Source organism: Lujinxingia vulgaris (assembly GCF_007997015.1).
Classification (GTDB): Bacteria; Myxococcota_A; Bradymonadia; order Bradymonadales; family Bradymonadaceae; genus Lujinxingia; species Lujinxingia vulgaris.
The window spans coordinates 455809-478470 of sequence record NZ_VOSM01000004.1 but is presented as its reverse complement, the minus strand read 5'-3'; the positions used below and the strand labels follow the sequence as shown (position 1 = coordinate 478470).

Below are 22662 nucleotides of genomic sequence, written 5' to 3'. Positions count from 1 at the left end.
GGGGCGATTCGTGTGGGCGATGGTTGGCGCCCGCATTCAGGACGACGCTGGCTGCGTCGCTGCGTCCTCGCGGTAGCGCTGCTACAGCTTCGTCCTTGCTCCTTGCCATCGGCCGCCCTGAGTGCGGTCGGGTTGGTTGCCGTCCGCATCAGGACGACGCTGGCTGCGTCGCTGCGTCGTCGCGGTAGCGCTGCTACTCGCTCCTCCTGGCTCCTTGCCATCGGTCGCCCTGAGTGCGGTCGGGTTGGGGGGAGTGCGTCAGGTGGTTGAGGGGCGTGGGAGGTTCGCGGGGGGGGAAACCGATGGGAGATGCGCGTAGAGACTTCAATGCTTGTCGAGCGTTTGCTGGTTTTCGTTCGCCGCCTCGTGCCAGGGCCAGCGCCCGTTGATCTCCATCTCGATGGCGATGCTCAAGAATGTGCGGACGAGGACGACCACGCCCAGGGTGAGCGCGGCGTTGAGGGTTTCGCCGGCGAAGATGGAGCGGGCGATCTCGGCAGCGAGCAGGAGCTCCAGGGCGATGAGGAGGGTGCGGCCGACGCGGCGGCGCAGGTGGTCGTAGGTGCCCTTCCAGTCACCCTGGCGGCGGCGTTGGTGGATGGCGAGGATGAGTGCGATGGCGAGTCCCGCGGCGATGGCCAGGAGGGCGCCGGCCTCAATGGTCATGGCGAGGAGGTGCGCGGTGGTTTGCAGGCTCTCTTCCATCGCGGGGCTCCGGGTGGGGAGGGCTGTGGGGAAGCTGTGGAAAAGCTGGGGGCTGCTTGCGGTGGGTCAAGGTGCGGGGCGGGTTGCGGGCCGGCGAGCAAGCCGTGAGCGGGAGGGGGGCGGGTTATGATGTGAACCTTTTGGTGCTCGGGGTTTTGCGCAGAGCTTTGTCATCAGCGGTGCCGGTCGGTCCGGTGAGGTCGATGTGTACGGGGCGGTCGGTGCTGTGGTGGGTCGGGCCCGGGGTCTGACCCGTGCGGACGCCAAAAAAACACTCGATTCCCACACGCATGCGCTGCGAGGAGTACACCATGAACATCAACTCATTTGACCGCCTTTACCTGCACACGCTCAAAGACATCTACAACGCGGAGAAGCAGCTGGTGAAGGCGCTGCCGGAGATGCAGAAGGCCGCGTCCAGCGAGAAGTTGAAGAAGGCTTTTGAAGATCACCTCAACGAGACCAAACATCAGGTCGAGCGCATCGAGGAGATTTTTGAGTCCCTCGCGTTCTCACCGGGGGGCGTGACCTGCGAGGCGATGAAAGGGCTGATCAAGGAGGGGAAGGAGATCATCGAGGCCAGTGAGATTCCCTCGGATGTGAAGGACGCGGGGCTGATTGCGGCGGCGCAGAAGGTCGAGCACTACGAGATCGCGTCGTACGGGACGGCGATTCATTTTGCCCGCTTGCTCGGCAATGAGAGGGCCGTAGAGCTCTTGGAGGAGACGCTGGAGGAGGAGAAGAACGCCGACGCGTTGCTCAACGAGGTGGCCACCAGTCAGGTCAATGAGAAGGCGGCCAGTCGCCAGTCTGGCGAAGTGGGGCAGCAGGGCGGTGGGGGGCGTCCGTCGGCGTCTCGTTGATCGCTAGACGCGCGTCGGGAGCGTTGCGCTCCCGGCGCGGGGTGGCGTCGAACGACCGTCGAAGACGGGCCTTTGTGTCCGTCCGAGAGAGGGACAAGGTTCAGTGTTTATGCGGGTGAACGGTCGATCGTTGGTGCTGTTGAAGGCGTCGGAACTCACTCCTCGCGCGTCAACTTCAGGAAGGGCTCGCAGGCGGGCAATGGCTGGTTGGCCTCGTCGGTGATGGCCGCCTCGCAGGTTAGCTGCAGAGTGGTGTCGCCCAGGGTGGGGTAGGCGATGAGGACGAGCTGGGGCAGGTAGCCCTCCTTGTCGAGGCGCCAGCTGGAGCAATCGACGGGTTCGCCAAGAAACTCACAGCTTAAGGGGAGGGGGAGGGCGTCGGGGAAGGAGGCGACGAAGTCGCGTTCATGAAACTCCAGGTCGTGGCGCGAGATGGTCGAGGGGTGCTCGGTCCAGGTGAAGGTGTTGTTCTCACAGCGCAGGTTCTTCTCCATCAGCAGGCAGCCCTCGGGGATCTCCACCGGCTCTCCCTGGAGGTAGAGGCCGGTGACCTGGTTGGCGTTGGCCAGGCCGCGGAGCAGGCGCAGGCGAGTGGCGCACTCGGCGGGCCAGCGGGGGACGAGCTCGTCGGGGAGAAAGCAGGTGAAGAAACGGTGATTCTGCGGGCCGCTCGGGGCGTAGCCGGCAAAGGCGTTGATGCTTTCGTCGTCGCGCTCGGCGCGGAAGTGTCTAAGCCCGAGGGTGCCGGCGTCGGCGGTCACCTCTACCCGTTCGCCGCGGCGGACGGTCCAGCCTGCCTGCTGAAGGGTGCGTTCCACGCTGCCTTCCTGGCTCTCGACCATCACCGGGGTGACCTCGGCGACTTGCACGCGGGCCAGAAAGCTCAACGTGGGGCCGCAGGTGAGGATGTACGAGATGGGGTCGTCTTGCGTGAAGGTGCAGCCGGCCGGGAGTACGGGCGCCGCCGTGGTGCGGCGCTCGGTCTGGATGACAGTGCCGGTGCGCTCGATGGTGGGCGCCGGGGGGGCGTCCGGGGTGGTGGGGACGGCGGTGCAGGCCGAGAGGAGGGGCGCGAGCAGGGAGAGGAGAAGGGAGGAGGGGAGGATGTTCACTGCGGGCACTTTTCTGGCGTCGAGAGGAGTGGTGTTGGGCGATGCGTTGTGTAGCGCTAACTCGCGCGGTTTGCCAGAAGGTCGCGTGGCTCTTTGATAGAAAATCCCGCAGGCCAGCCCTGCGTGAATGACGTTGGGGCTGCGTACCAATCTGGGTCTGGATAAGACGACCGGTGAGGCGCGGCGATGAAGTTGCGGCGCCTGTAAAAAAGATGAACCCGCGCGCGAGAGGCCGGCGAAGCGCCGGCCTCTCGCCAGGGGTCAACCGGCGAAGGGATCGACGCCGCAGAATCCCAACCCTGCGGGGTCGGCGAACTTGATGCAGGTCTCACGCTCGACCGTGCACTCCGAGTCGTCGGCGCAGACCGGGCGGCAGACGTTGTCATAGTCACAATAGCCACGCGCAAAGCCGGCCTCCACCGCACACACCAGCTGCAGGCCACTGTCGGACGGGCAGTCCTCGCCGATGGCGGTGTCCGCGGCGAAGCGCTCCGGGTCATCGATGCAGATGTCGCCGTTTCCTGTGCCAAAGTCGAAGACGCAGGTTCCTGCCGCGCAGCCCTCATCAGCGCTCCAGTTGCAGGTCTCGACGCATGCCGTGCTCTGGCTGATCGGCTCTACGACGCAGACCTCGGCCTCCTCACAGCCGGCGACAGGGAGCTCTTCGACCGGCTCGCAGCCGGGCATGCCCGGCAGGCAGTCCGGGATGGTCGCGCAGTCCGGGTCGTAGGCGCCGCATTCACAGTCACAGAACTCGCCGCTGTCATAGACCTCGGCCAGGCAGGTCCACTCATCGGGGGGATAGACGCCCTGCCGGGTGAAGTCGGCAACCTCGATGCAGGTGCCGTCTTCGATGGGGGTCGATTCGCGGGTCTCCGGGTCGACGCTGACCTCAATGAGGCGCAGGTTGGTGACGGCGATGTCGAGGCGGCGGCTGAAGACGTCGGTGTTGCTGACGATCGTGCCCCGGTCGGCGAAGTAGGCCGTCGCGGCGGTGTCGCCGCGCATGAAGACACAGTGCGGACAGTTGCCGAAGTTGGCGTTGGCGGTCTCCGGGCCGAGCTCGAAGGTGCCTTCGTACGAGGCCTCCATGTAGCGCTCGAAGAGCAGGGAGAGCTTGCGCGCCTGACCCTCGACCTGCGGGCTGGCGTCGGTCCAGTACTCGATGGAGGCGCCGTCGGCGAAGTTGACCGCGAAGTTGGGGCTGGCCTCGACCTGAATGCAGTCGGCGTCGGGCGCGTCGGCGTCGGCGTCGGGCGCGTCGGCGTCGGCGTCGGATGTGTCGGTGTCAGGAGCTTCGGTGTCCGGAGCTTCGGTGTCGGGCGCACCGGTGTCGGGGTCGGGGGAGGTGTTGGGCTGAGCGTCTTCGGTGCACGCGCTTAGCGCCAACACGGCGCAAAAGATGAGGACAAACTTATACATACAGTCACCATGGGGCCGTCGAAACGGCCATTCGAGAGGTGGATTGAGCACGCGACCACGATAGCGCGACACGCTAAAGAGCGTGGCGTAGGTGCCTGGCGAGACAGGTTGCGTAGCGAATCGCAGGGGGGCGTCACAACCCGGGGTTGGGGTGCCGAGCGCCCCAGGATAACGCTGGCGGTGTCGTCAGCGAATCGCAGTAGCGCTGCTACAGCTTCATCCCTGCCTCTTTGCCAGACGTTGCCCTGGATGCGCTCGGGTTGGGGGGCGTGCGGGCAAAAGGGTATTAGGGGAGGGGACGTCAGCTGAGCTTTTCGACGAGGTCGGAGTAGGGGGTGGTGTCACCGAGGATGTCTTCGACGTAGATCATGTTGATGAGGGCCATGAGGAGGACGGCCAGGGGAGTGGCGACGGTGACGCCGACGAGGCCGAAGAGGATGCCGCCGATGACCTGGGAGATGAGGGTGAGGGCGTGGGGGAGGGAGACGAAGCGTTTCTGAACCAGGGGGGTGAGGAGGTTTCCTTCGATGGCCTGGGCGCCGAGGAAGACAAGGCCGGCCCAGAGGATGAACTCGGGGCCGAGGAGGAGGGCGACCAGGGCGGCGGGGAGGAAGGAGACGATCGAGCCGAGGATGGGGACAAAGGAGAAGAGCCCGGCGATGAGGCCGAGGGTGAAGGGCAGCGGGATGCCGAGGATCCACAGGCCGATGGCGACGAAGAGGGCGACGGCGGCCATGGCGAGCAGGCGGCCCAGGAGCCACCAGATCATCTGATGGGTGCAGACGTCGAGGATGGTCTCGGCGCGGGCGCGGTAGTGCATGGGAACCAGGCGCACCAGGCCGCGTTTGTAGATGGCGGGGTCGATGGCCAGGTAGACGCCGACGACGAAGACGAGGGCGGCGTTGGTGAGGAAGTTGAGGCCACCGGCGAAGGCGCCGCCGAGCTGTCCGATGAGCTCGTTGGTGAAGAAGCGGGCGGGGTCGATTTCGCCGAGTTCCGCGAAGATGCGGGGGCCGGCGGAGGTCTGAGCCACCCAGGTCTGAAGTTCGTTGAGGGCTTGAGGGATCATCTCGCGAATGGCCTCGACCTGGGTGGCGATGGCCGGGGCCATCAGCCAGCCGGCTCCTGTGGTGATGGCGAGCAGCGCGATGACGACGGTGAAGAGGGCCCAGATGCCCTTAAGCGGGGTGCGTTGCTGGAGGTGGTCGGTGAGCCAGCGCAGGAAGATGGAGAGGAGGATGGCCAGGAAGATGACCAGGATCAGCGTCTTCATCTCCCAGAGGAAGAGCAGGCCGATGGTGATGAAGACGATCATGGCCAGGATGCTGGCGGCGTGACGGATAAAGGGGGAGAAGCCCGAGCGGCTGCGGGTTTGCAGGGCGTTGGAGGTGTCTTCGCTCATCGTGTTTGCTCCTGTGCCGTCCTGACTTCGTGGGTTTTGTCACACGACCGGACAACGCTCCGTCTATGCGATAACGTACTCACCTCGGACCGCATCAAAACTCGGTGGGCAGCACGCGTGTTGGAGATAAAAGCGCGTGGTTGCCCCCACTTCGGACGGAGATTCAAGATGAATGAGCTGATACTCACTACTTTCGATTGGGTCCCGGAGATGCCGCGGGGCTATGTGCGAGACCTACGGGTGCGATGGGCACTGGAAGAGGCCGGGCTGCCTTATCGGGTGGAGAGCGTTCCGTTTCGCGATCGTGATGAAGAGCATTTTGCGCATCAACCTTTCGGGCAGGTGCCCTGGTTGCGGGATGGGGAGGTTTCGGTTTTTGAGAGCGGTGCGATTCTGCTGCACCTGGGTTCGTACAGTGAAGCGCTGCTGCCGACGGAGCCGCGACGACGTGTCGAGGTGATGGAGTGGGTGTTCGCCGCGCTGAACTCGGTGGAGATGGCGAGCCTGCCCTGGTCGATCTTTGTCTTCTCCGGCTTCTCGGATGCAACGCCGGAGTGGGAGCGGTTGGACGCCTTTCTGCAGGCCCGTCTGGACCATGTTGAAGCGGTGCTTGCCGAGCGCACGTGGCTGGCGGGAGCCTTTTCCATTGCGGATATCCTGATGGCGGATGTGCTGCGCCTGGTGGGGCGCTTCGATCGGCTGGAGGAGCATCCGGCGTGTCGAGCGTATGTGCAGCGGGCTTGTGAGCGGCCGGCATTTAAGAAGGCGTTGGAGGATCAGCTGGCGCATTTTGCGGCGGCGGATTGAGCTCGTCGCGGCGAGTGAGGTTTGGGGGGAGGGATGGAGGCGCGACTGGTGGTCGCGGGGGGCTTCGCGTTGCGCGGGGGGGGCGCGTGTGGCAAAAGAGAAGACATCAGTAAAAACTGAGTCTCTCCGAGGGGGAGACACCGCTGCTGGTAATCCGGAGCGCGGACGTGGGCTGCCGTCATGGGGATGGTGGGTTGCGGGCGCTGCGGGGGATGGGCGGGACGCGTCCTTTATGGAAAAGGAGCGGTGCTATGTCGGAGACCAAGTTCGACATGAAGTTGCAGGCCTGGCTGGAGCGAAGCGCGCGGCGTCTGGGGCCTGTGGCTGCCAGGGTGGAGGATTCGTACGCGCGGGAGGCGCTGGAGCTTGCTGAGAGGTTGATGCTGTCAAAGCTCGGGCCGTACCGGCTGGCCGTGGACCAGGCGCAGGAGGCGAATGAGACATCGGCTCGTGCGGCGGAGGAGGTGTCGAAGGCGCAAGTGGCGGCGGAGGATGCGTATGCTCGGCTTCATGCAGCGTCGCAGGCCCATTATTACACGGCGTTGAGCCAGGGAGGGGCTGAGAGGGAGATGCTCAAACGGCGCTTGAGTCGCGGGATGCCGCAGGCTCCCTCAGCGTTCACTGTGCTGGGGGTGGATCGTAAGCGTTCGGTGATGAGCGGGGCATTGCGTTATGCGGAGCAGACTCTGGGAGCAGATCATCCGGTGGTGGCGGAGTCGCGAGACTCGCATGAGGCGTTGAGCCAGGCGCTTGATAACGCCGACAATCACAAAGCGCGTGCGGTCAAACAAACGCAGCGACTATTCAGTTCCAGGGAGTGCGCCCGACTCGCCTACATGGCTGCACGGCAGATTGTCGAGGCGGCGTTGTCGCTGGATGGAGATGGAAGTCTGAGTCAGTTGATGCCGCCCATCAGTGATGTGTATGCGGTGCGCCAGATTGCGCGGGCGGAAGTCGATGAGGTCGAGGCGCAGGATGAGGCTGAGGTTGTGGTGGCCGAACCGATGATCGAGCCCGCGTCGCCGGGTGATGTGGTCGACGCGTGAGGCGGCCCGTTACGTCGTAGTTGCCAAGACCCCTTCGGAGAGCCGAAGGGGTTTTTTGTTGCGTGGTCATGCGGTGCAAGGGAAGGGGGGGATCCTGGGAGCGCGATGCGGAGGTTGGAGTGCCGAGTAGCGGATCTAGCTGGCGAGAATGGGAGGTCGGAGTGCCGAGTAGCGGTTCTAGCTGGCGAGAAGGGGAGGTCGGAGTGCCGAGTAGCGGTTCTAGCTGGCGAGAAGGGGAGGTCGGAGTGCCGAGTAGCGGTTCTAGCTGGCGAGAAGGGGAGGTCGGAGTGCCGAGTAGCGGTTCTAGCTGGCGAGAAGGGGAGGTCGGAGTGCCGAGTAGCGGTTCTAGCTGGCGAGAAGGGGAGGTCGGAGTGCCGAGTAGCGGTTCTAGCTGGCGAGAAGGGGAGGTCGGAGTGCCGAGTAGCAGTTCTAGCTGGCGAGAAGTTAAGTTTGGGCGGCCAAACATCATTTCTTGCTGGCAAGAATTTAAGTTTGGAAAGTGATGTTATCGGGACGGTTGGGCGGGGTTCAGCGCTCTAGATGTTTGGAGGCTTCGCGGATGCTCAGGGGGGAGAGGGTGTCGTGGTGCTGCGTCAGGAACGTGCGCACAGCGTCGGGGTTGGTGCGGGCGTATTCGCGCAGGGCCCAGCCGATGGCTTTGCGGATAAAGAAGTCCTCTTCGTCGGCCAGGTGGAGGCAATAGGCGAAGAGTTTTTGGGGATCGGTGTGGGATTTGAGGCGGTTTTGGGCGAGCAGGGCGGCGCGGCGGATCCAGAGGTTGGGGTTGAGGAGCCAGCGGTCGAGGGTGGGCCAGGTCTGGTCGGGGGATTTCTTGAGGACGGTGCCGACGAGGTGGGTGGCGATTTCGTCGGTGAAGTCCCACCACTCGCCGTCTCGGATGAGGCGTTCGTAGAGGGGGAGGCTGGCGAGGGAGATGAAGGGTTTGAAGCGTCTGGCGAGGCGGATGGCGATGTATTTTTCTTCGCGGTGGGGCAGCGCCCAGAGGGTTTCGATGAGGGCGACGTAGTCGTCGTGGGTGGCGAGGTGGATGTTGGGGGCGATGGCTTTGACGATCTGGTCGCGGGGGCCGGCCTGCACGCCGTAGAAGGGCATGGAGGTCTTCATGTAGGCGGCCATCTTTTCGGCTTTGTTGGGGTCGGCGAGTGCCTGGAGGTGTTGGGAGACGCGGTGGGCGATGGGGGAGGGGTTGAAGGTCATGGGGGGAGGGGGGAGAGGACGTGAGGTTGGGTAGGGAGGATAGGATGCGGCGCCCCCCGGCGCCGCGGTGGAGGGTTCAGGCGCGGCCTTTGAGCATGCCGTGCCAGTACATCTCGGGGAGGGCGTAGGCTTTGAGGGCGTACATGCTGTAGCGCTCTTTTGCCTGGTCGAAGGGGAAGCTTTCGACGGGGTTACCGTCGTAGTCGAACTCAGCGAGGATGAGACGACCGTAGCCGGTGACGAGGGGGCAGGAGGTGTAGCCGTGGTAGGAGGCGGTGAGGGGTTTGCCCTGCCTGTGCGCCAGGAGGTTTTGGACGAGGGTTGGGACCTGCTTGCGGACGGCGGCGCCTGTTTTGGCGGTGGGGAGGCTGCTGGCGTCGCCGGCGGAGAAGATGTCGGGGTAGCGGGTGTGTTGGAGGGAGTGTTTGTGGACGTCGACCCAGCCCTCCGCGTTGGCCAGGGGGCTTTGTTTGATGAAGTCGGGTGCGCTCTGGGGCGGGGTGATGTGGAGCATGGCGTAGGGGAGCTCCAGGGGGGCTTCACCCTTGAGGCTTTCGAAGACGGCGACTTTGTCGTCGGGGCGGACTTCGATGAGGTTACGGCCGAAGTGGGTGTGGATGTTGCGTTGTTCGACGAGTTTCTCGAGGGCCTTTTTGTATTTCTCAACGCCGAAGATGGCGCCACCGGAGGAGACGAAGTGGACGTCGATGTTGTCGCGGAGGCCGTGGCGCTGGAGGTAGTGTTCGGAGAGCCACATGATTTTCTGGGGGGCGCCGCCGCATTTGATGGGGCCAGCGGGGAAGGTGAAGAGGGCGTTTCCGCTGCGGAGGTTCTGGAGGGCTTCCCAGGTGGAGGGGACGGTGTTGTAGGCGTAGTTGGAGCAGATGCCGCCTTTGCCCATGTGGCCGTCGAGGCCTTTGATTTTGTGCCAGTCGAGCTGGAGGCCGGGGGCGACGATGAGCTGTTCGTAGGCGTAGGTGTTGCCTTCTTCGGTGGTGACGCTGTGGTTGTCGGGGTCGAAGGAGGCGGCGCGTTCCTTGAGCCAGGTGACGCCGGGGGGGATGACCTCGCTCATGGGTTTGCGGGTGTGTTCGGGGGTGAAGACGCCGCCGCCGACGAGGGTCCAGAGGGGTTGGTAGTAGTGCCAGTCGGCGGGTTCGATGATGGCGACGGGCAGGGGGGTGTCACCGGAGGCGAGGCGAGCTGCGGCGGAGATGCCGGCGGCGCCGCCGCCGATGATGAGGATGGGGAAGTGGGTGGTCATGGGGGACTCCGGTTGATGCGAGAAGGTGAACGAAGCGATCAGGAGAGCGCGGGTGCGGGATGCTCAGCGGGGGAGCTGAGCGTTGGGGGCGGGGCGCTGCAGGGCGGCGCCGAAGGCGCTGGCGAGCTGCAGGGCGAAGCCGAGCGCGAGGCGGACGTCATCGTTGCGCAGGGCACGCATGAGGTCGAAGAGACCGGCCGGTCGGGTGGTGTCGGGGGAGGTGGAGGCCAGGGCATCGAGGGCGTTGCGGGCGTTCTCCAGGGTCTGCGGGGAGAGGGCGGGGGAGTCGACGAGGGCGCGGAGCTCGGGGCTCTGGATGAGGGTGGCGAGCTTAAGGCCTGAGTGGGCCAGCGCCTCTGAGAGGGAGACGGGGTCGATGCCTTGTTCGCGAGCGCGGTTGACGAGGTCATCTGCGACGTCGACGAGCATGGCGAGGGAGGCGGGGGCCTGGGTGCCGAGGTCGACGAGTTGTTCGAGGCTGGCGAGGAGTCCGGGCTCGGTGAGGCGGAGGGTGAGGCGTGTGAGGCGTTGAAGGCGCTCGTCAACGCTGGCGCTGTGTTCCGGGGGGAGGTGGTCGTCGAGGGTGTCGACGGAGGCGGCGATGAGGTGGGGGGCCTGGTCGAGGAGGTCGGTGATACGGCCGATGGAGGCTTCGAGGCGGTCGAGGCGAGCTTCGATGCGGGCCAGGGCGTCGGTCTGAGGGGGGGAGGCCGGTGGGGCGTCGGTCATGGGGGGGCTCCTTGTACGTGCGAGCGGGGATGTGGGTGGAAACGAGGTTGTGGCGAGGGTAAGGACGAGGGGGGCGTGGTCCAGTGTGGGGCGCAAGGCCTGCGCGATCCGTGAGGGGGAGTGCTCTTGAAACGCAAAAGCCCCGACGCACCTGGGAGGTGGGTCGGGGCTTTTGTGTGTGTCTCGCGATGCCGTGTTGCTCAGGGAGCGGTGGGCGTGGCGAGGAGGTTCAGTTCAGCGGGTGATCAGGCTTCGCGGAGGATTTCGCGGCTGATGATAACGCGCTGGATCTGGGAGGTTCCTTCGTAGATCTGGAAGATTTTGGCGTCGCGGTAGAGCTTCTCGACGGGGTACTCGGTGGAGTAGCCGTAGCCGCCGTAGACCTGGACGGCGTCGCTGGCGACCTTGACGGCCATGTCGGCGGCGAAGGCTTTGGCGAAGGCGGCCTGCTTGGTGTTGCGTTCGCCCTGGTCGTGGAGCCAGGCGGATTCCCAGACGAGGTGGCGGGCGGCCTGGATGTTCATGGCCATGTCGGCGAGCATGAAGCTGACGGCCTGGTGGTGAGCGATGGGCTTGCCGAAGGTGGTGCGCTCCAGGGAGTAGGCGCGGGCGTGCTCGAAGGCAGCGCGGGCAAGGCCGACGGCAGCCGACGCCACGATGGGACGGGACTTGTCGAAGGCGCCCATGGCCTGGGCCCAGCCGCCGCCTTCTTTGCCACCGAGGACGTTTTCGGCGGGGACTTCGACGTTGTCGAAGCTGATGGAGCGGGTGTCGCTGGCTTTCTGGCCGAGGTTGATCTCTTTGCGGCCGACCTCAATGCCGGGGCTGTCGGCGTCGACGATGAAGCCGGTGAGGCCGCGGTAGCCGGCGTCCTGGTCGGTGTAGGCGAGCACGAAGTACCAGGAGGCTTTGGCGCCGTTGGTGATCCACATCTTCTGGCCGCTGATGCGGTAGACGTCGCCGTCTTTGATGGCGCGGGTTTTGACGCCCTGGACGTCGCTGCCGGCGCCGGGTTCGGTGACGCAGTAGGCGGCCATGTGGGGGGTGCCGTCGTCTTTGAGGCTATCGACGAGCATGCCGAGGTACTTCTTCTTTTGTTCTTCGGTGCCGAACATGATCAGCGGGGCGGTGGCGAGCTGGTTGGCTTCCATGGCGGTGCCGATGCCGGTGCAGCCCCAGGCCATCTCTTCGGAGAGGATGCAGGCTTCGAGGGCGCCGAGGCCGAGGCCGCCGTATTCGGCGGGGACCATGGTGTTGAGCAGGCCGAGTTCCCAGGCTTTGGTGAGGATTTCCCAGGGGTATTCGCCGGTCTTGTCGTGGTGTTCGGAGGCGGGGCGGATGACATCGCGGGCGAAGTCGCGCGCGGTCTTCTGGTACATCTTCTGGTCGTCGCTTAAGCCGTAGCCGATCATGTTCGCTCCTTGGAGGGGGTATGAATGGTCATTCAGTAGGCGGCGTAAGGTTCGGATAAAGGCGTCGAGAAGTAAAGGGGCGGGTGGTGGAAAGGCAAGAGGGGGGAGGGCGTTGGCGTTTGGGTATAAAAAAGCCCACCGGGGGCGGTGGGCTTGCGTGGCGAGGTTGTGTGGCGGGCTCAGGGGATGAGGTCGAGGCAGGATGAGGCGTAGAGCATATTCGCGGCGTCGTTGAGCCAGTCTGAGACCCCGGCAGGAGCATCCTCTTCAGCGGCGGCGATGGTGGCGGCGCGCTGGTCTTCGCATAGTGAGAAGGCCTCGTCGTTGGCGGCGTTGCACTCGGTGGCCTGGCGTGCGGACTCCATACAGACGGCCTCATCATCCAGGGCGTCGAGGCCTGTCAGGAGGAGGGTGCGCAGGGGGGCGACGAGGTCGTCTTCCGGGTTGATGTAGACCTCCAGCTCTTCGTTGAAGCAGGCCTCCATGGTTTCGACGAAGTCGTCGGGGAGGGGCTCGTGTTCGTCCAGGCACTCCTGCGTAGAACTATAACCAAACTCCTCCGGGTAGCAGCGGCAGTTGTAATCACGCTCGCCGGATACTGTGAACTGAAGGCGAGCGAAGAACTCGGCGAAGAGCTCGTCGGTGGAGGGGGAGGTGGTGTCGTCACCGGCGTCGGGGAGGTTGACGTCATCATTGCCGGTCGGGGTTCCGCGACGTTCCGAGGAGCCGCAGCCGAGGCTGAGGGTGGTGGCGACGAGGGCGAGTAGTACGAGATGGATGTAGCGTTGGGGCATTTCAGCGGTCCCGTGTGATGGTTATCAATGTCAAAAGGCGCGCAGATGCGCCCGATGGCAGCGAGGCCCATGGTGAGAGAAGTCGCCGCCGAAGTCACGGGTCGGGGGGGGAGTTTCAGATGCTTTCAGAGGGAGTCAGTAGCAGCCGGCGTTGGAGGCGGCCTTATCGAAGCTCTGGAACCAGCGGACGCTGGCGTCGTCGGCGGGTTCGGCTTCGAGCTCGGCGACGAGGAGGGCGCGGCAGTTGGACTGGCGGTTGAACTCGGCGTCGGAGCAGTTGTTGGCGTCGAGGTTCAGGCAGCGCTGGTAGGAGGCGGAGGCGCGCTTGTAGCGGCTGGCGAAGTCGCGCACGCCGTGGGGGGCAGGGGGGAGGTTGAGGACGACGTCGTAGGTGCATTCAAAGAGGTTCTGGCGGTCGGCGTCGCTGATGGAGGTGCGATCCATGCATTGCTGCGGGGAGGCGTAGCCGTCTTCTTCGAAGTAGCAGGCGCAGGCGAAGGCGTCGGCGTCGGCTTCGATGAGGAGGAGGTGGGTGAAGGCGGTGGCGAAGTCGCTGGCGAGTTGGGGGGAGTTGCCGGGGGCGCCGCCGCGGGAGAGGGGGGAGTAGGCGCTGCAGCCTGCGAGGAGGCAGGCTGCAGCGAGGGTGATGATGGGGAAGCGGGTCATGGAGCTCATCGGGTGCGTTGGTGATTAGAGGTCGCCGTCGGGAGTCACGTCGCCGCCCGTGGAGGGAGGGGTCGGGTTGCCGCCGTCGCCGGGACCGAAGCTGAAGCAGCCGGCCTCTTCGACGGCCTGTTCGAACTGGTCGATCCAGTCCTGGTCACCTTCTGCGGGCTCGAAGTCCTCGAGTGCGGTGTCTCGGTCGGCTTCGCAGGTTTCGATGGCGGCTCCGATCGTTTCGAGGTCGTCGGGGCAGGAAGAGGTGTCGATGGCGGCGATGCAGGTGTCGAAGGTGTTGGAGGCGACGAGCGCATCGTTGATGACGCGTTGGAGGGAGGCAGGCGGGGTGGGGAGGTCGGTCATCGCCTGGGCGAAGCACTCGGTTAAGGCGTCCTCAAAGACAAGCTCGTCGATGTTGTCTTCGAGGCATTGCTCAACGCTGTTGTAGCCCTCGGCTTCAAAGGCGCATTCACAGGCAAGGGTGTGGACGCTGTTGTCGTTGCGGGCTTCGGTGCCCATGAGTTGGGCGAGGGCGGAGGCAAAGCCCGAGGCGCCGCCGCGGTCGGGGTCTTCGCCTTCGATCTGTGTGGGGCCGTCGTAGCCGGTGGCGGAGGCGCGGCGCTCGGAGGAGCCGCAGGCGGCGGTGAGGGCGAAGGTGACGATGAGGCAAAGCGTGGCGAGGGTTCGATGCGACATGGCTCTGGCTCCGGGAGTGGGTTCGAGGGATGGGGATGCGTGCTGATGGAGGGAATGGTGCCGTGATGTGCGATGAGGTTCAAGGGAGAAGGGAGCGGGAGGAGGGGAGTTGAGGACAAGAACGCAAAAAGCCGCCCGGGTGCCGGGCGGCTTTTTGTGAGTCAGGCTGTCGGGCGCGGGATGCGCCGGGGAGCCTTATTCGGCGGGAGCCGGGAAGAGATCGTCGTAGCAGCCGGCATCTCCGACGGCGACGGTGAAGGTTTCGTTGTACCAGGTGAAGCCAGGCTCGGCGGTGCAGGCTTCGAAGGAGGTCTGGAAGGTGGTGGCGCAAGCTTCGAGGGCGGCGTCGTTGTCTTCGGAGCAGACAGTGGTGTCGATGGCGTCGAGGCAGGTCACGAACTCATCGGTCGCGGCGGTGTCGCAGGTGGTGTAGCTCTCCAGGCCGGCAGCCGGGGCGGTGATGTCGGCGGTGGCGGCGGTGGCGCAGGTCTCAAACGCGTCGAGGGCCTCTTCGGTGATGACGAGGTCGGTCAGGCAGGCTTCGGCGCTTTCGTAGCCGGAGTCGGCGAAGGCGCAGTTGCACTCGCTCTCGTTGTAGGTGTTGTCGATGGCGCCGTAGAGGGCGACTTCGGTGGCGATGACGGCGGCAACGTCTTCCTGGTCGGCGGGCACATCGTCCCCACCAGCGTCGGAGTCGTCGCCGGCGTCGGTGTCGTCGCCAGCGTCGGTGTCGTCGCCCGCGTCAGCTTCGGTGTTGGGGTCTTCGTCGGCCTCGGAGCCGCAGGCGCTGAAGGTGCCGGTGGCGAGGAAGATGGCGAGGAGGAGGGTGAGGAGCTTGTTCATTGCAGTACCTTTCGTGGTGATGTCAGGGTGAATCCAAAAGAGGGGAGGGGTTTTAGCAGTGATTTCAAGGACGTCAAGGGTGACGCGGCGCGTCGATGATCGGGGTTTGCCGACGCGGAGGTGATTGGGTACACCAGCGGCAGAAGAATGATGGGCGAGAAAGGAGCTTGATGAAGCGCTTATTTGAGGCCTTTGAAAAGGCTGGGAAGGAACTGTTTCTGGTGGGTGGGGCGGTGCGCGATGTGGCGCTGGGGATACCTATCGATGAGTTGGACGACCTGGATTTTTGTACGAACGCGTTGCCGGAGGAGTCTCTGGCGATCATCAAGGGGGCGAACCTGCCTTATTATGAGGTGGGCAAGGAGTTCGGGACGATCGGGGCGGTGCTGAGGGGGCCGGAGGAGAAGGGGTATCCGAAGGATTGTCAGGTCACGACCTACCGCTCGGCGGAGTATTACCGGCGGGGAAGTCGGCATCCGGTGGTGACGTACGGGGATACGATCGACCAGGATCTGGGGCGGCGAGATTTTTCGATCAACTCGATGGCGATGAACGCCGAGGGAGATTTCATTGACCCGTACGGGGGGCTTGATGATTTGCAGAAAGGGGTGATGCGGGTGGTGGGGGACCCGTGGGAGACGCTGGCCGAGGACCCGCTGCGGATCTTGAGGGCAGCGAGGTTTCAGAGCCGGCTGGGATTTACGATTGACGCGGAGTTGAGGCAGGCGTCGGCCGACCGGGCGCATTGCATTGAGGACATCAGCCGGGAGCGCTGGCTTCAGGAGATGACGAAGATGCTGCACGGTCCGTACATCCATCAGGCGATGGCGTTTCTGGAGGAGGTGGGGCTCTTGCAGATCATTTTGCCGGAGGTGGCGGGGCTGCGCGGTTTTCATGCGTCGAGCCCGGTGCATCATAAGGATCTGTGGGAGCATACGCTGCAGGTGATCACGCAGTGCCCGCAGTCCGATGCGTTGAAGTGGGCGGGGCTGATGCATGATGTGGGCAAGCAGTGGACGCGGGAGGTTGATGAGGGGGAGGGGCGAGTCAGCTTCTATGGCCATGAGGATGCGGGGGCGAACGCTTTTGATGAGGTGGCCGAGCGCTTCAAGATGGATAAGGCCACCGCGAAAGAGGTGCGTCATATCATCGCGTTGCACGGGCGGATTCCGCAGTACAGCGGGGAGTGGACCGACCCGGCGGTGCGGCGGCTGGTGCGGGAGCTCGACCCTTATGTGGAGAGCATGCTGGATTTTGCGCGGGCGGATCTGACGACGGCGTCGATGGCGAAGCGGGAGGCGGCGCTGGAGCGGGTGGAGGAGCTTGCGGGGAGGATTGAGGCGTTGGAGCAGGCGCAGTCGTTGCGGCCGGAGCTACCGAAAGGCATCGGGCGCATCTTGATGGACGCGTTCGGGCTGAAACCATCGCCTGTGGTGGGGCTGTTGAAGAGCGCTCTGGAAGAGCGTATCGTTGAGGGCCTTCTGGAGAGCGGCCGCGAGGCCGATTATTACGTGGAGAGTTTGCGCCGGAATCCGCCCGCGGATGTGCCGGAGCTGGCTTAAGAACTTCATACATGGAGTGAGCGCGCCCGGAATTATGTGTGGCGCGCTCGCCCTGGATCAGGATAGCGCGATGGGAGAGAAGACGATGAGCCTGAAGACACGCTGGGTGCGCCGCGCCACGCTATGGAGCACGGCCCTTGTGGTGATGGGCTGTGACGGTGGTTGCGATATGGAGGGGTTTGCGGAGGTTCCCTACCCCGAGGAGCATATCGATAAGACGGTGCCGGTGAGCGCGGAGGTGCGCCTGAGCAGTCACGGGCTCTCGTTTATGGCCAGTGAGGTTCCGAACCTGATCGGGGCGGTGCAGGAGGGGGGATTAAGTTTTTGCGTGCCGCCGAGTGATACGGGTGACTTCCAGGTCTGCCATGAAGAGAGTCAGTGCGACGATGGGAGCGTGGGCTGTCAGCTGGATCTGAGCGTTGAACATGCTTCACTCTCTCCGCGGCCGCCGAGTGGGTTGGATGCAAGCGTGACGGTGGGCAATGTCGCGTTCACGCTGCCGGTGGAGGGGGACTTGCCGGTCATTGGTGATTTTAGTTGCTGGCTGGATGTCTATCGTGTGGGAGGCTCGCGAGGGGACGCGGCGCAGATTCCGGCGCGGATTCCAGTGGGGTTTGCGGTCGATGAGCTCAGCCCTTTCAATGACTTACGCGTGGATGTCGGCGAGATTGAGGCCAACGTTAACGGCGTCTACTACGCAGCGCGGGGGCGAGAGTCGAGTAACTTCAAGTGTTCGGGGCTGGTGTCTCTGGCGGCGTCGGTGCTGGACACTACGATCAAGCGTTTGATCAGCGACCAGCTCAACGCGGCGGTGCAGGAGGCGGTGACCGGGCAGGTCTGCCAGGTGTGTGGGGATGGCGAGCCGGCGTGTGGCGCGGGCGCGTCCTGTGGGGAGGTCTCGGGAACGCAGGTGTGCGTGTATGACGCCAACCAGAAGTGCGTGCCGCGGATGCTGGGAATGGAAGGGGCGATTGAGCTGGGGGCGCTGATTGGTGAGTTCTCCAGTGGTGATATTGCCGACATCTTTATGACGGGGCGACTTGCGGACCGGGCGGTGGCCGATACGGGGCTTTCGCTCGCGGCGCGGGCGGGTTTTCAGCCGGAGACCTATGAGACATGTGTGCCGGTCGATCCGACCACGCGTCCTTCTCTGGCGCCAATTACGCCTTCGCCGACGATCAACAGTGATGTGAAGCCGGATGGGACGCCCTTTATGTTTGGTCTGGCGTTGAGCCAGCGGGCGTTGCAGCACCTCTTCTGGTCGGTGTGGTCGAGCGGCGGGCTGTGTGCGTCGGTGGGCTCGGCGCAGGTGGATATGCTCTCGACGGGGACGATTGCGGGGCTTGTGCCTTCGCTGAGTGTGTTCTCGACGCGGGATGCGCCGATGCGCATTCAGCTTGCGCCGCAGCAGGCGCCGGAGGTGGTGCTGGGGGCCAACGTGGTGCGCACTGAGGGTGGGGACCGTGTGGTGGAAGAGGGGCTGCTGACCCTGGATTGGAAGGATGTGGACCTGCATATGTATGGCTTTGTGCAGGAGCGCGATACGCGCCTGTTTACGCTGCGCACCGATATTGAGCTTCCGATCGCGGTGACGATTGACGACCAGGGCCAGCTCTTCGCGGTGCTGGGCGATATTGAAGGCGCCCTGAAGAATATCCGCGTGCTCAACGATGAGCTTCTGGAGGGTGATGCGCAGGCGCTGATCGATCTTTTGCCGACGTTGATGGGCTTTGCGCTGCCGGCGCTGACCGAGGCGCTGGCCGATCCGATCGATCTTCCGGAGTTTGTGGGCTACCGCCTGTTGCTGGATGACGACGACATTACCGGCATCGACAATAACGAATACCTGGGCCTGTTTGCGGACCTGGAGTTTGTGGGAAGCGAACCGTCGGCCGGGTTGATGTCGGTGGTGGGCTCGGACGTTTTGAAGAGCAAGGTGTTGGTGACGCAGGAGGAAGGCAACGCTCCGCAGGTTCGGTTGGAGCTCGATGTGCAGGCGACCGAGAGCGGCATGCCGGTGGCTGGTGACGTGTATGAGTACGCGTACCGTCTCAACGGTGGGGTGTGGCAGCTTGCGGGAGTGGGGCCGAACCTTGTGATCACCGACCCGATGCTGCGCCTGGAGGGAGATCATAAGGTGGAGCTGCGGGCCCGCGCGATGCGCGAGGGCGCACGCTGGCAGTCGGTGCCGACGGAGCATCGCGTCAGCGTTCATTACAGTGCGCCGAAGCTGAAGTTGGCCTGGGGTGAGCGCGCGGCGCTTGTGCAGGTGGACTCGGCGAGTGCGTTGCAGGCGCTGGAGATGCGCGTGCGCTGGCTCAATGCGCGTGGCGAGGGTGCGTGGAGCGCCTGGGGCCCTGTGCGTGAGATCGCTGAGGTGGAAGGCCACGAAGCGCTGGAGGTTGAGGTGCGTGATGAGGTCGGGCGTAGCACGCGGTCGACGCTCGCTGCCCGAGGTCAGGCGTTGGGTCAGGATGACGGTGGCGAAGGCGACGATGGCTGCGCGACGACGTCGGGCAGCGGTGGTCCCGGAGCGTTGCTCTTGATGGTGGGGCTGCTTGTGCTGGCGCGGCTGCGTCGGCGAGTGGCCGGGGCGGTTGCCGTGGTGGCGCTGCTCGGGCTTACGGTCGGGTGCAGCGATGACGCGGGGCAGGCCTGCGCGAGTGAGTGCGCGGGCAATGAGTCGTGCGTCGAAGGGGCGTGTGTGCCGCTGAGCTGCGAGAGCAGCGCGGATTGCCCGGAAGGCTATTGTGAAGGCGGGCAGTGCCTGGCCGGTTGTTCGGAGCCTGCGGATTGCTCGCAGGAGTGTGGCGTCGGTGAGTTTGCGACCTGCGGTGAGGGCAACCAGTGCGTGTGCGAGAGTTTCTGTGCGGAAGGTTGTGGTGAGTCGCAGTATTGCTGCCAGCAGACCAACAGCTGCACGGAGTTTCCGAACTGGTGTGCCGATGTGACCTGTGAGCCGGGTTACGCGCCGGAAGTCACCAACATGGGCAGCTCCGATCCGGTGGCCTGTGAGGTGACCGGCGGGAGCTGTGAGTGTGTGAAGTTGCCGCCGATTCCCGTCGGGTATTTTGGCGGGTACACCTCGATGGATAGCCAGGGCGATCTGGTGGCAGCGAGCGCGTTCAACCTTCGCTATCAGGACTTGATGGTGGGTGTGGCGCGTGGCGGGCTGGATCTGGAGTGGATGTTTGTGGACGGCGTTCCCACCCGCGGTCGTATTCGCGGTGATGTGGATGGTCCGCGTGGCGGTCGCACCGACGGTGGAGACCGGGTGGGGACGCATACCGCGCTGGCGATCGATGAGGATGAGGTGGTGCACGTCTTCTACCGCGATGAAGATGCGCAGGTGTTGAAGTATGCGCGCGGTGTGGAGTCGGCGGGGAGCTGGGAGTTTGAGACCAGCGTGCTTGACGAGAGCGGTGATGCGGGTCTGTCGACGGCGGTGCTTCGGGAGGGGAATGTGCTGCACCTCTTCTATGTGGCGCGCACCGAGGAGGGAGGCTCGGAGCTTCGTTATCGCGAAGTTCCGGCTGACGGCGCGTTGGATGCGCTGGTCGACGTGACGCCGCAGGTGCTTCACCAGGGAGTGAGTGCGCCGGTGGAGGGGCTGGAGGCGCATCCGCCGGTGGTGGCGTTGCATGTGCAGCCGCGTCAGATCGGCGATCGCATCTTCTTGAGCTTCTTCGATAGCGTGGCCGGGCGCGCGTCGTGGATGTGGCGCGATGCCCAGGGGCAGTGGGGCGGCGTGCAGCAGCATGGCGAGGCGACCGGGGTGTATACGAGCCTTGTGCCCGACGAGGCTGACCAGGTGCACGCGGCCTATATGAAGGTCGACCAGATGGCGCTGGCGTACCGTGCGCCGGGCGGTGCGGAGGAGCTTGTGGTCGACGGGATTCGCGACACGGTGGGCGGCTGGACCGATGCGCCGATCGGCGATGACGTGACGATCTTCCGGGCGGAGGATGGGAGCGTGCGGCTCTTCTTCCAGGATGCGACGAACCACCGGTTGATGACGGCGACGCGCGCGGCCGCCGGCGGCTGGGATGTGGAGACGCTGGCAGGGAGTCTGGAGTCGGGGACGGCGGCGCACGGGTTCTTTACCCGGGCGATGGTCTGGCCGGAGGGCGGCTGGCTGGTGGCCGATATGAAGATCGACACCCAGGTGGACCCGGCGGTCGGCGAGGTTGTGCTGCGCGTGGTGCAGTGATCGATAGCCTAAAACGCGTGGCCTCGGCCTGAGCGGAACACAACGATCGGGCAAGGTGCGTGTTGACGCCGGCGTCTCAAAAGGGCGCCGGCGTTGGTGCATCCGGGGGCAGGTCGCGCTATGGTGGGGGAAGAGGCCAGGGATTCGGCAGACGACGTCACAGGTAGGCGATGCAGAGCAGTCAGGTGTTTGGGAAGTTCGGGTGGGGCGCGATGGTGGCGCTCCTGTTGGTGATCGGAGCGCAGCATCACGCCAGCGCGCAGGGGCGCGAGCTCTCGACGGCGGATCGTGTAGCGATGTTGTACGCGCCGCAGCTCAACTTTACGCGAAACGGCGACCCGCTGATTCGGCTGGGGATCTTGGAGGGGGAGGAGCAGGTTGAGTTCACCCCGAGTGAGCCGATACGCGTGATGCCGCAGGGGCCGGGGGGGCCGGAGATCGATCTTCCGGGGGATACGACGTACACCGTGACGATGAGCAACGGGAGGGCGGGGCGCTACAAGCACTGGGTGGTGGTGGACCGGGTGGCCGTGGACCAGCGCGAGCGGGTCGATGGCGTTCTGGGGCAGTGGGAGGGCCGCGGGATGATGCCGCGTACCTTTGAGGTGGGTGGGCTTTTTGCGGTGCGCGGGAAAGTGTTTGATTCGCGGGTGATCCTGGTGTGTGTGGGCGGGGCGAACACCTTTGAGGAGGCGCAGTCGTTGCGGCGTCGGCTGGAGGCGCAGTTCGGCATCAACGGCAGCGTACACAGTGAGCGCCTCGAGTTTCCGGGGGGCACGTTAACGTTGAGTGCGCGGGGGCTCGATGTGAGCATCCGCCATGATGATGTGCTCTGGGTGAGCGCGCGGCGGGGGCGCGAGGAGTCGATTCGCTACACGGTGCCGGGGATTAAGAAGTCGTATAACGCCGGGGCGGAGACCCGACGTTATACCGGGGAGCTGATCTTTGCGTCGGATAAGAACGGCAAGGTCGCGGTGATCAACAACCTGGGGGCGGAGCGGGTGCTCAAGGGTACGGTGCCCTCGGAGATTTATGCGTCGGCGCCCCAGGGGGCTTTGAGGGCGCAGGCGATCGCGGCGCGAAATAATATCTTCGCCGCGATCGGCGTTCGCAATCTCGCAGACCCCTACATGCTGCGCGCCGATGTGTACGACCAGGTGTACGGGGGCATTGATAACGAGGATCCGCGCACCAATGAGGCCGTCGACGCCACGCATGGCGAGGTGATGCTGGCGGGAAATCGCATCGTCGATGCGGTGTACAGCTCCAACGCCGCAGGCTTCACCGAGAATAATGAGACAGTCTGGGATGCCGAGCCCTGGCCGCACCTTCGGGGGCGCCCGGATGCGCCGGCGGGCGATGTGCCGGAGGCGTTTAAGGACGGGATCACTGAGGAGAATATCGAAGCCTTCCTGGCCAGCGATTTTCCCGCCTATAGCAAAACCGCACCGGTCAGCAGCGCTCGCCTCTACCGTTGGACGCGTGAGGTGGAGGCCTCCCAGGCGCAGAGTTGGCTTGCGGAGCGGGGGGAGGATATCGGCCGGATTCGGCACGCCGAGGTGATCAGCCGCGGGGTGAGCGGACGCGTGATTCGCCTGCGCCTGCAGGGGGAGCGCGGGGAGGCGGTGGTGGAGCGCGAGCTCAACGTGCGCCGGCTCTTCGGCGGGCTTCGCAGCGGGCTCTTTGTGATGGAGATGGAGAAAGGGCGCGACGGGTTTGTGCGTACCTTCAGCTTCCGCGGTGGCGGGTTTGGCCACGGCGTGGGCATGTGCCAGACCGGGGCTATTGGGATGGCGTCGCAGGGCAAGACGCATCGCGAGATTCTGACCCATTATTACCGCGGCATCGACGTGACCAAATTGTACTAAACGCGTCGGCGGGAGGTTGCCGGCACGTAGGGGGGATGTGGGGTTGAAC

Annotated in this window: 18 protein-coding genes; 6 read left to right on the top strand and 12 right to left on the bottom strand. The window is 64.7% G+C overall.

Going from position 1 to position 22662, the window contains the following annotated elements; all coding sequences use genetic code 11:
* Positions 1-324 precede the first annotated feature (324 nt).
* Positions 325-705, bottom strand: coding sequence for a DUF1622 domain-containing protein (locus FRC98_RS11175; RefSeq protein WP_146981491.1), 381 nt, complete (start codon positions 703-705; stop codon positions 325-327).
* Positions 706-1016: 311 nt separating this feature from the next.
* Here FRC98_RS11175 and FRC98_RS11170 point away from each other — a divergent pair, with 311 nt between their 5' ends.
* The gene (locus FRC98_RS11170) at positions 1017-1568 is read left to right on the top strand and encodes a YciE/YciF ferroxidase family protein (RefSeq protein ID WP_146981490.1); all 552 of its coding nucleotides are present in this window, start codon (positions 1017-1019) and stop codon (positions 1566-1568) included.
* A gap of 155 nt (positions 1569-1723) precedes the next feature.
* Here FRC98_RS11170 and FRC98_RS11165 read toward each other — a convergent pair whose 3' ends face one another.
* The 3 genes from FRC98_RS11165 to FRC98_RS11155 all read right to left on the bottom strand — a co-directional run bounded on the left by FRC98_RS11165 (position 1724) and on the right by FRC98_RS11155 (position 5504).
* Complete coding sequence (locus tag FRC98_RS11165; RefSeq protein WP_146981489.1) at positions 1724-2680, bottom strand: hypothetical protein; 957 nt, start codon at positions 2678-2680, stop codon at positions 1724-1726.
* A 261-nt stretch (positions 2681-2941) separates the two neighbouring features.
* A complete protein-coding gene (locus FRC98_RS21500) occupies positions 2942-4102 on the bottom strand; it encodes a hypothetical protein (RefSeq protein ID WP_230467509.1) in 1161 nt (386 codons plus the stop codon).
* A 301-nt stretch (positions 4103-4403) separates the two neighbouring features.
* Positions 4404-5504 (bottom strand): AI-2E family transporter, encoded by a 1101-nt coding sequence (locus FRC98_RS11155; RefSeq protein ID WP_146981488.1) that lies wholly within the window; start codon positions 5502-5504, stop codon positions 4404-4406.
* Positions 5505-5672: 168 nt separating this feature from the next.
* On the opposite strand from FRC98_RS11155, the gene FRC98_RS11150 reads away from it, so the two are divergent.
* Both FRC98_RS11150 and FRC98_RS11145 read left to right on the top strand, forming a co-directional pair.
* Positions 5673-6311: a glutathione S-transferase family protein gene (locus FRC98_RS11150; RefSeq protein ID WP_146981487.1), complete on the top strand. Its 639-nt coding sequence runs from the start codon at positions 5673-5675 to the stop codon at positions 6309-6311.
* Between the two features lie 251 nt (positions 6312-6562).
* Positions 6563-7357 (top strand): hypothetical protein, encoded by a 795-nt coding sequence (locus FRC98_RS11145; RefSeq protein WP_146981486.1) that lies wholly within the window; start codon positions 6563-6565, stop codon positions 7355-7357.
* Positions 7358-7885: 528 nt separating this feature from the next.
* Here the strand turns inward: FRC98_RS11145 and FRC98_RS11140 are convergent.
* The 8 genes from FRC98_RS11140 to FRC98_RS11105 all read right to left on the bottom strand — a co-directional run bounded on the left by FRC98_RS11140 (position 7886) and on the right by FRC98_RS11105 (position 14973).
* Entirely contained in the window at positions 7886-8575 is a 690-nt protein-coding gene (locus tag FRC98_RS11140) for a DNA alkylation repair protein (RefSeq protein ID WP_146981485.1), read from the bottom strand.
* A gap of 76 nt (positions 8576-8651) precedes the next feature.
* Positions 8652-9839, bottom strand: coding sequence for an NAD(P)/FAD-dependent oxidoreductase (locus FRC98_RS11135; protein WP_146981484.1), 1188 nt, complete (start codon positions 9837-9839; stop codon positions 8652-8654).
* A gap of 63 nt (positions 9840-9902) precedes the next feature.
* Positions 9903-10568, bottom strand: coding sequence for a helical membrane plugin domain-containing protein (locus tag FRC98_RS11130; protein WP_146981483.1), 666 nt, complete (start codon positions 10566-10568; stop codon positions 9903-9905).
* Positions 10569-10813: 245 nt separating this feature from the next.
* The gene (locus FRC98_RS11125; RefSeq protein WP_347342164.1) at positions 10814-11977 is read right to left on the bottom strand and encodes an acyl-CoA dehydrogenase family protein; all 1164 of its coding nucleotides are present in this window, start codon (positions 11975-11977) and stop codon (positions 10814-10816) included.
* A 182-nt stretch (positions 11978-12159) separates the two neighbouring features.
* A complete protein-coding gene (locus FRC98_RS11120; RefSeq protein ID WP_146981481.1) occupies positions 12160-12774 on the bottom strand; it encodes a hypothetical protein in 615 nt (204 codons plus the stop codon).
* A gap of 135 nt (positions 12775-12909) precedes the next feature.
* Complete coding sequence (locus FRC98_RS11115) at positions 12910-13440, bottom strand: hypothetical protein (protein ID WP_146981480.1); 531 nt, start codon at positions 13438-13440, stop codon at positions 12910-12912.
* A 24-nt stretch (positions 13441-13464) separates the two neighbouring features.
* On the bottom strand, positions 13465-14130 hold the full coding sequence (locus tag FRC98_RS11110) for a hypothetical protein (protein ID WP_146981479.1): 666 nt from the start codon (positions 14128-14130) through the stop codon (positions 13465-13467).
* Between the two features lie 195 nt (positions 14131-14325).
* On the bottom strand, positions 14326-14973 hold the full coding sequence (locus FRC98_RS11105) for a hypothetical protein (RefSeq protein ID WP_146981478.1): 648 nt from the start codon (positions 14971-14973) through the stop codon (positions 14326-14328).
* Between the two features lie 170 nt (positions 14974-15143).
* On the opposite strand from FRC98_RS11105, the gene FRC98_RS11100 reads away from it, so the two are divergent.
* From FRC98_RS11100 to FRC98_RS11090, 3 genes are all read left to right on the top strand, one after another.
* Positions 15144-16535: a CCA tRNA nucleotidyltransferase gene (locus tag FRC98_RS11100; protein ID WP_230467508.1), complete on the top strand. Its 1392-nt coding sequence runs from the start codon at positions 15144-15146 to the stop codon at positions 16533-16535.
* Positions 16536-16620: 85 nt separating this feature from the next.
* Positions 16621-20745, top strand: a complete 4125-nt coding sequence (locus FRC98_RS11095) for an MYXO-CTERM sorting domain-containing protein (protein WP_146981476.1) — start codon at positions 16621-16623, stop codon at positions 20743-20745.
* 170 nt (positions 20746-20915) lie between these two features.
* On the top strand, positions 20916-22613 hold the full coding sequence (locus FRC98_RS11090; RefSeq protein ID WP_146981475.1) for a SpoIID/LytB domain-containing protein: 1698 nt from the start codon (positions 20916-20918) through the stop codon (positions 22611-22613).
* The last annotated feature ends 49 nt before the right edge of the window (positions 22614-22662 follow it).

Bases quoted from the DNA above. Each gene is read 5' to 3' on its own strand.
- FRC98_RS11175 (WP_146981491.1), bottom strand. From the start codon at position 705: ATGGAAGAGAGCCTGCAAACCACCGCGCACCTCCTCGCCATGACCATT.
- FRC98_RS11170 (WP_146981490.1), top strand. From the start codon at position 1,017: ATGAACATCAACTCATTTGACCGCCTTTACCTGCACACGCTCAAAGAC.
- FRC98_RS21500 (WP_230467509.1), bottom strand. From the start codon at position 4,102: ATGTATAAGTTTGTCCTCATCTTTTGCGCCGTGTTGGCGCTAAGCGCG.
- FRC98_RS11155 (WP_146981488.1), bottom strand. From the start codon at position 5,504: ATGAGCGAAGACACCTCCAACGCCCTGCAAACCCGCAGCCGCTCGGGC.
- FRC98_RS11150 (WP_146981487.1), top strand. From the start codon at position 5,673: ATGAATGAGCTGATACTCACTACTTTCGATTGGGTCCCGGAGATGCCG.
- FRC98_RS11145 (WP_146981486.1), top strand. From the start codon at position 6,563: ATGTCGGAGACCAAGTTCGACATGAAGTTGCAGGCCTGGCTGGAGCGA.
- FRC98_RS11140 (WP_146981485.1), bottom strand. From the start codon at position 8,575: ATGACCTTCAACCCCTCCCCCATCGCCCACCGCGTCTCCCAACACCTC.
- FRC98_RS11135 (WP_146981484.1), bottom strand. From the start codon at position 9,839: ATGACCACCCACTTCCCCATCCTCATCATCGGCGGCGGCGCCGCCGGC.
- FRC98_RS11130 (WP_146981483.1), bottom strand. From the start codon at position 10,568: ATGACCGACGCCCCACCGGCCTCCCCCCCTCAGACCGACGCCCTGGCC.
- FRC98_RS11120 (WP_146981481.1), bottom strand. From the start codon at position 12,774: ATGCCCCAACGCTACATCCATCTCGTACTACTCGCCCTCGTCGCCACC.
- FRC98_RS11115 (WP_146981480.1), bottom strand. From the start codon at position 13,440: ATGACCCGCTTCCCCATCATCACCCTCGCTGCAGCCTGCCTCCTCGCA.
- FRC98_RS11110 (WP_146981479.1), bottom strand. From the start codon at position 14,130: ATGTCGCATCGAACCCTCGCCACGCTTTGCCTCATCGTCACCTTCGCC.
- FRC98_RS11105 (WP_146981478.1), bottom strand. From the start codon at position 14,973: ATGAACAAGCTCCTCACCCTCCTCCTCGCCATCTTCCTCGCCACCGGC.
- FRC98_RS11100 (WP_230467508.1), top strand. From the start codon at position 15,144: ATGAAGCGCTTATTTGAGGCCTTTGAAAAGGCTGGGAAGGAACTGTTT.
- FRC98_RS11095 (WP_146981476.1), top strand. From the start codon at position 16,621: ATGAGCCTGAAGACACGCTGGGTGCGCCGCGCCACGCTATGGAGCACG.
- FRC98_RS11090 (WP_146981475.1), top strand. From the start codon at position 20,916: ATGCAGAGCAGTCAGGTGTTTGGGAAGTTCGGGTGGGGCGCGATGGTG.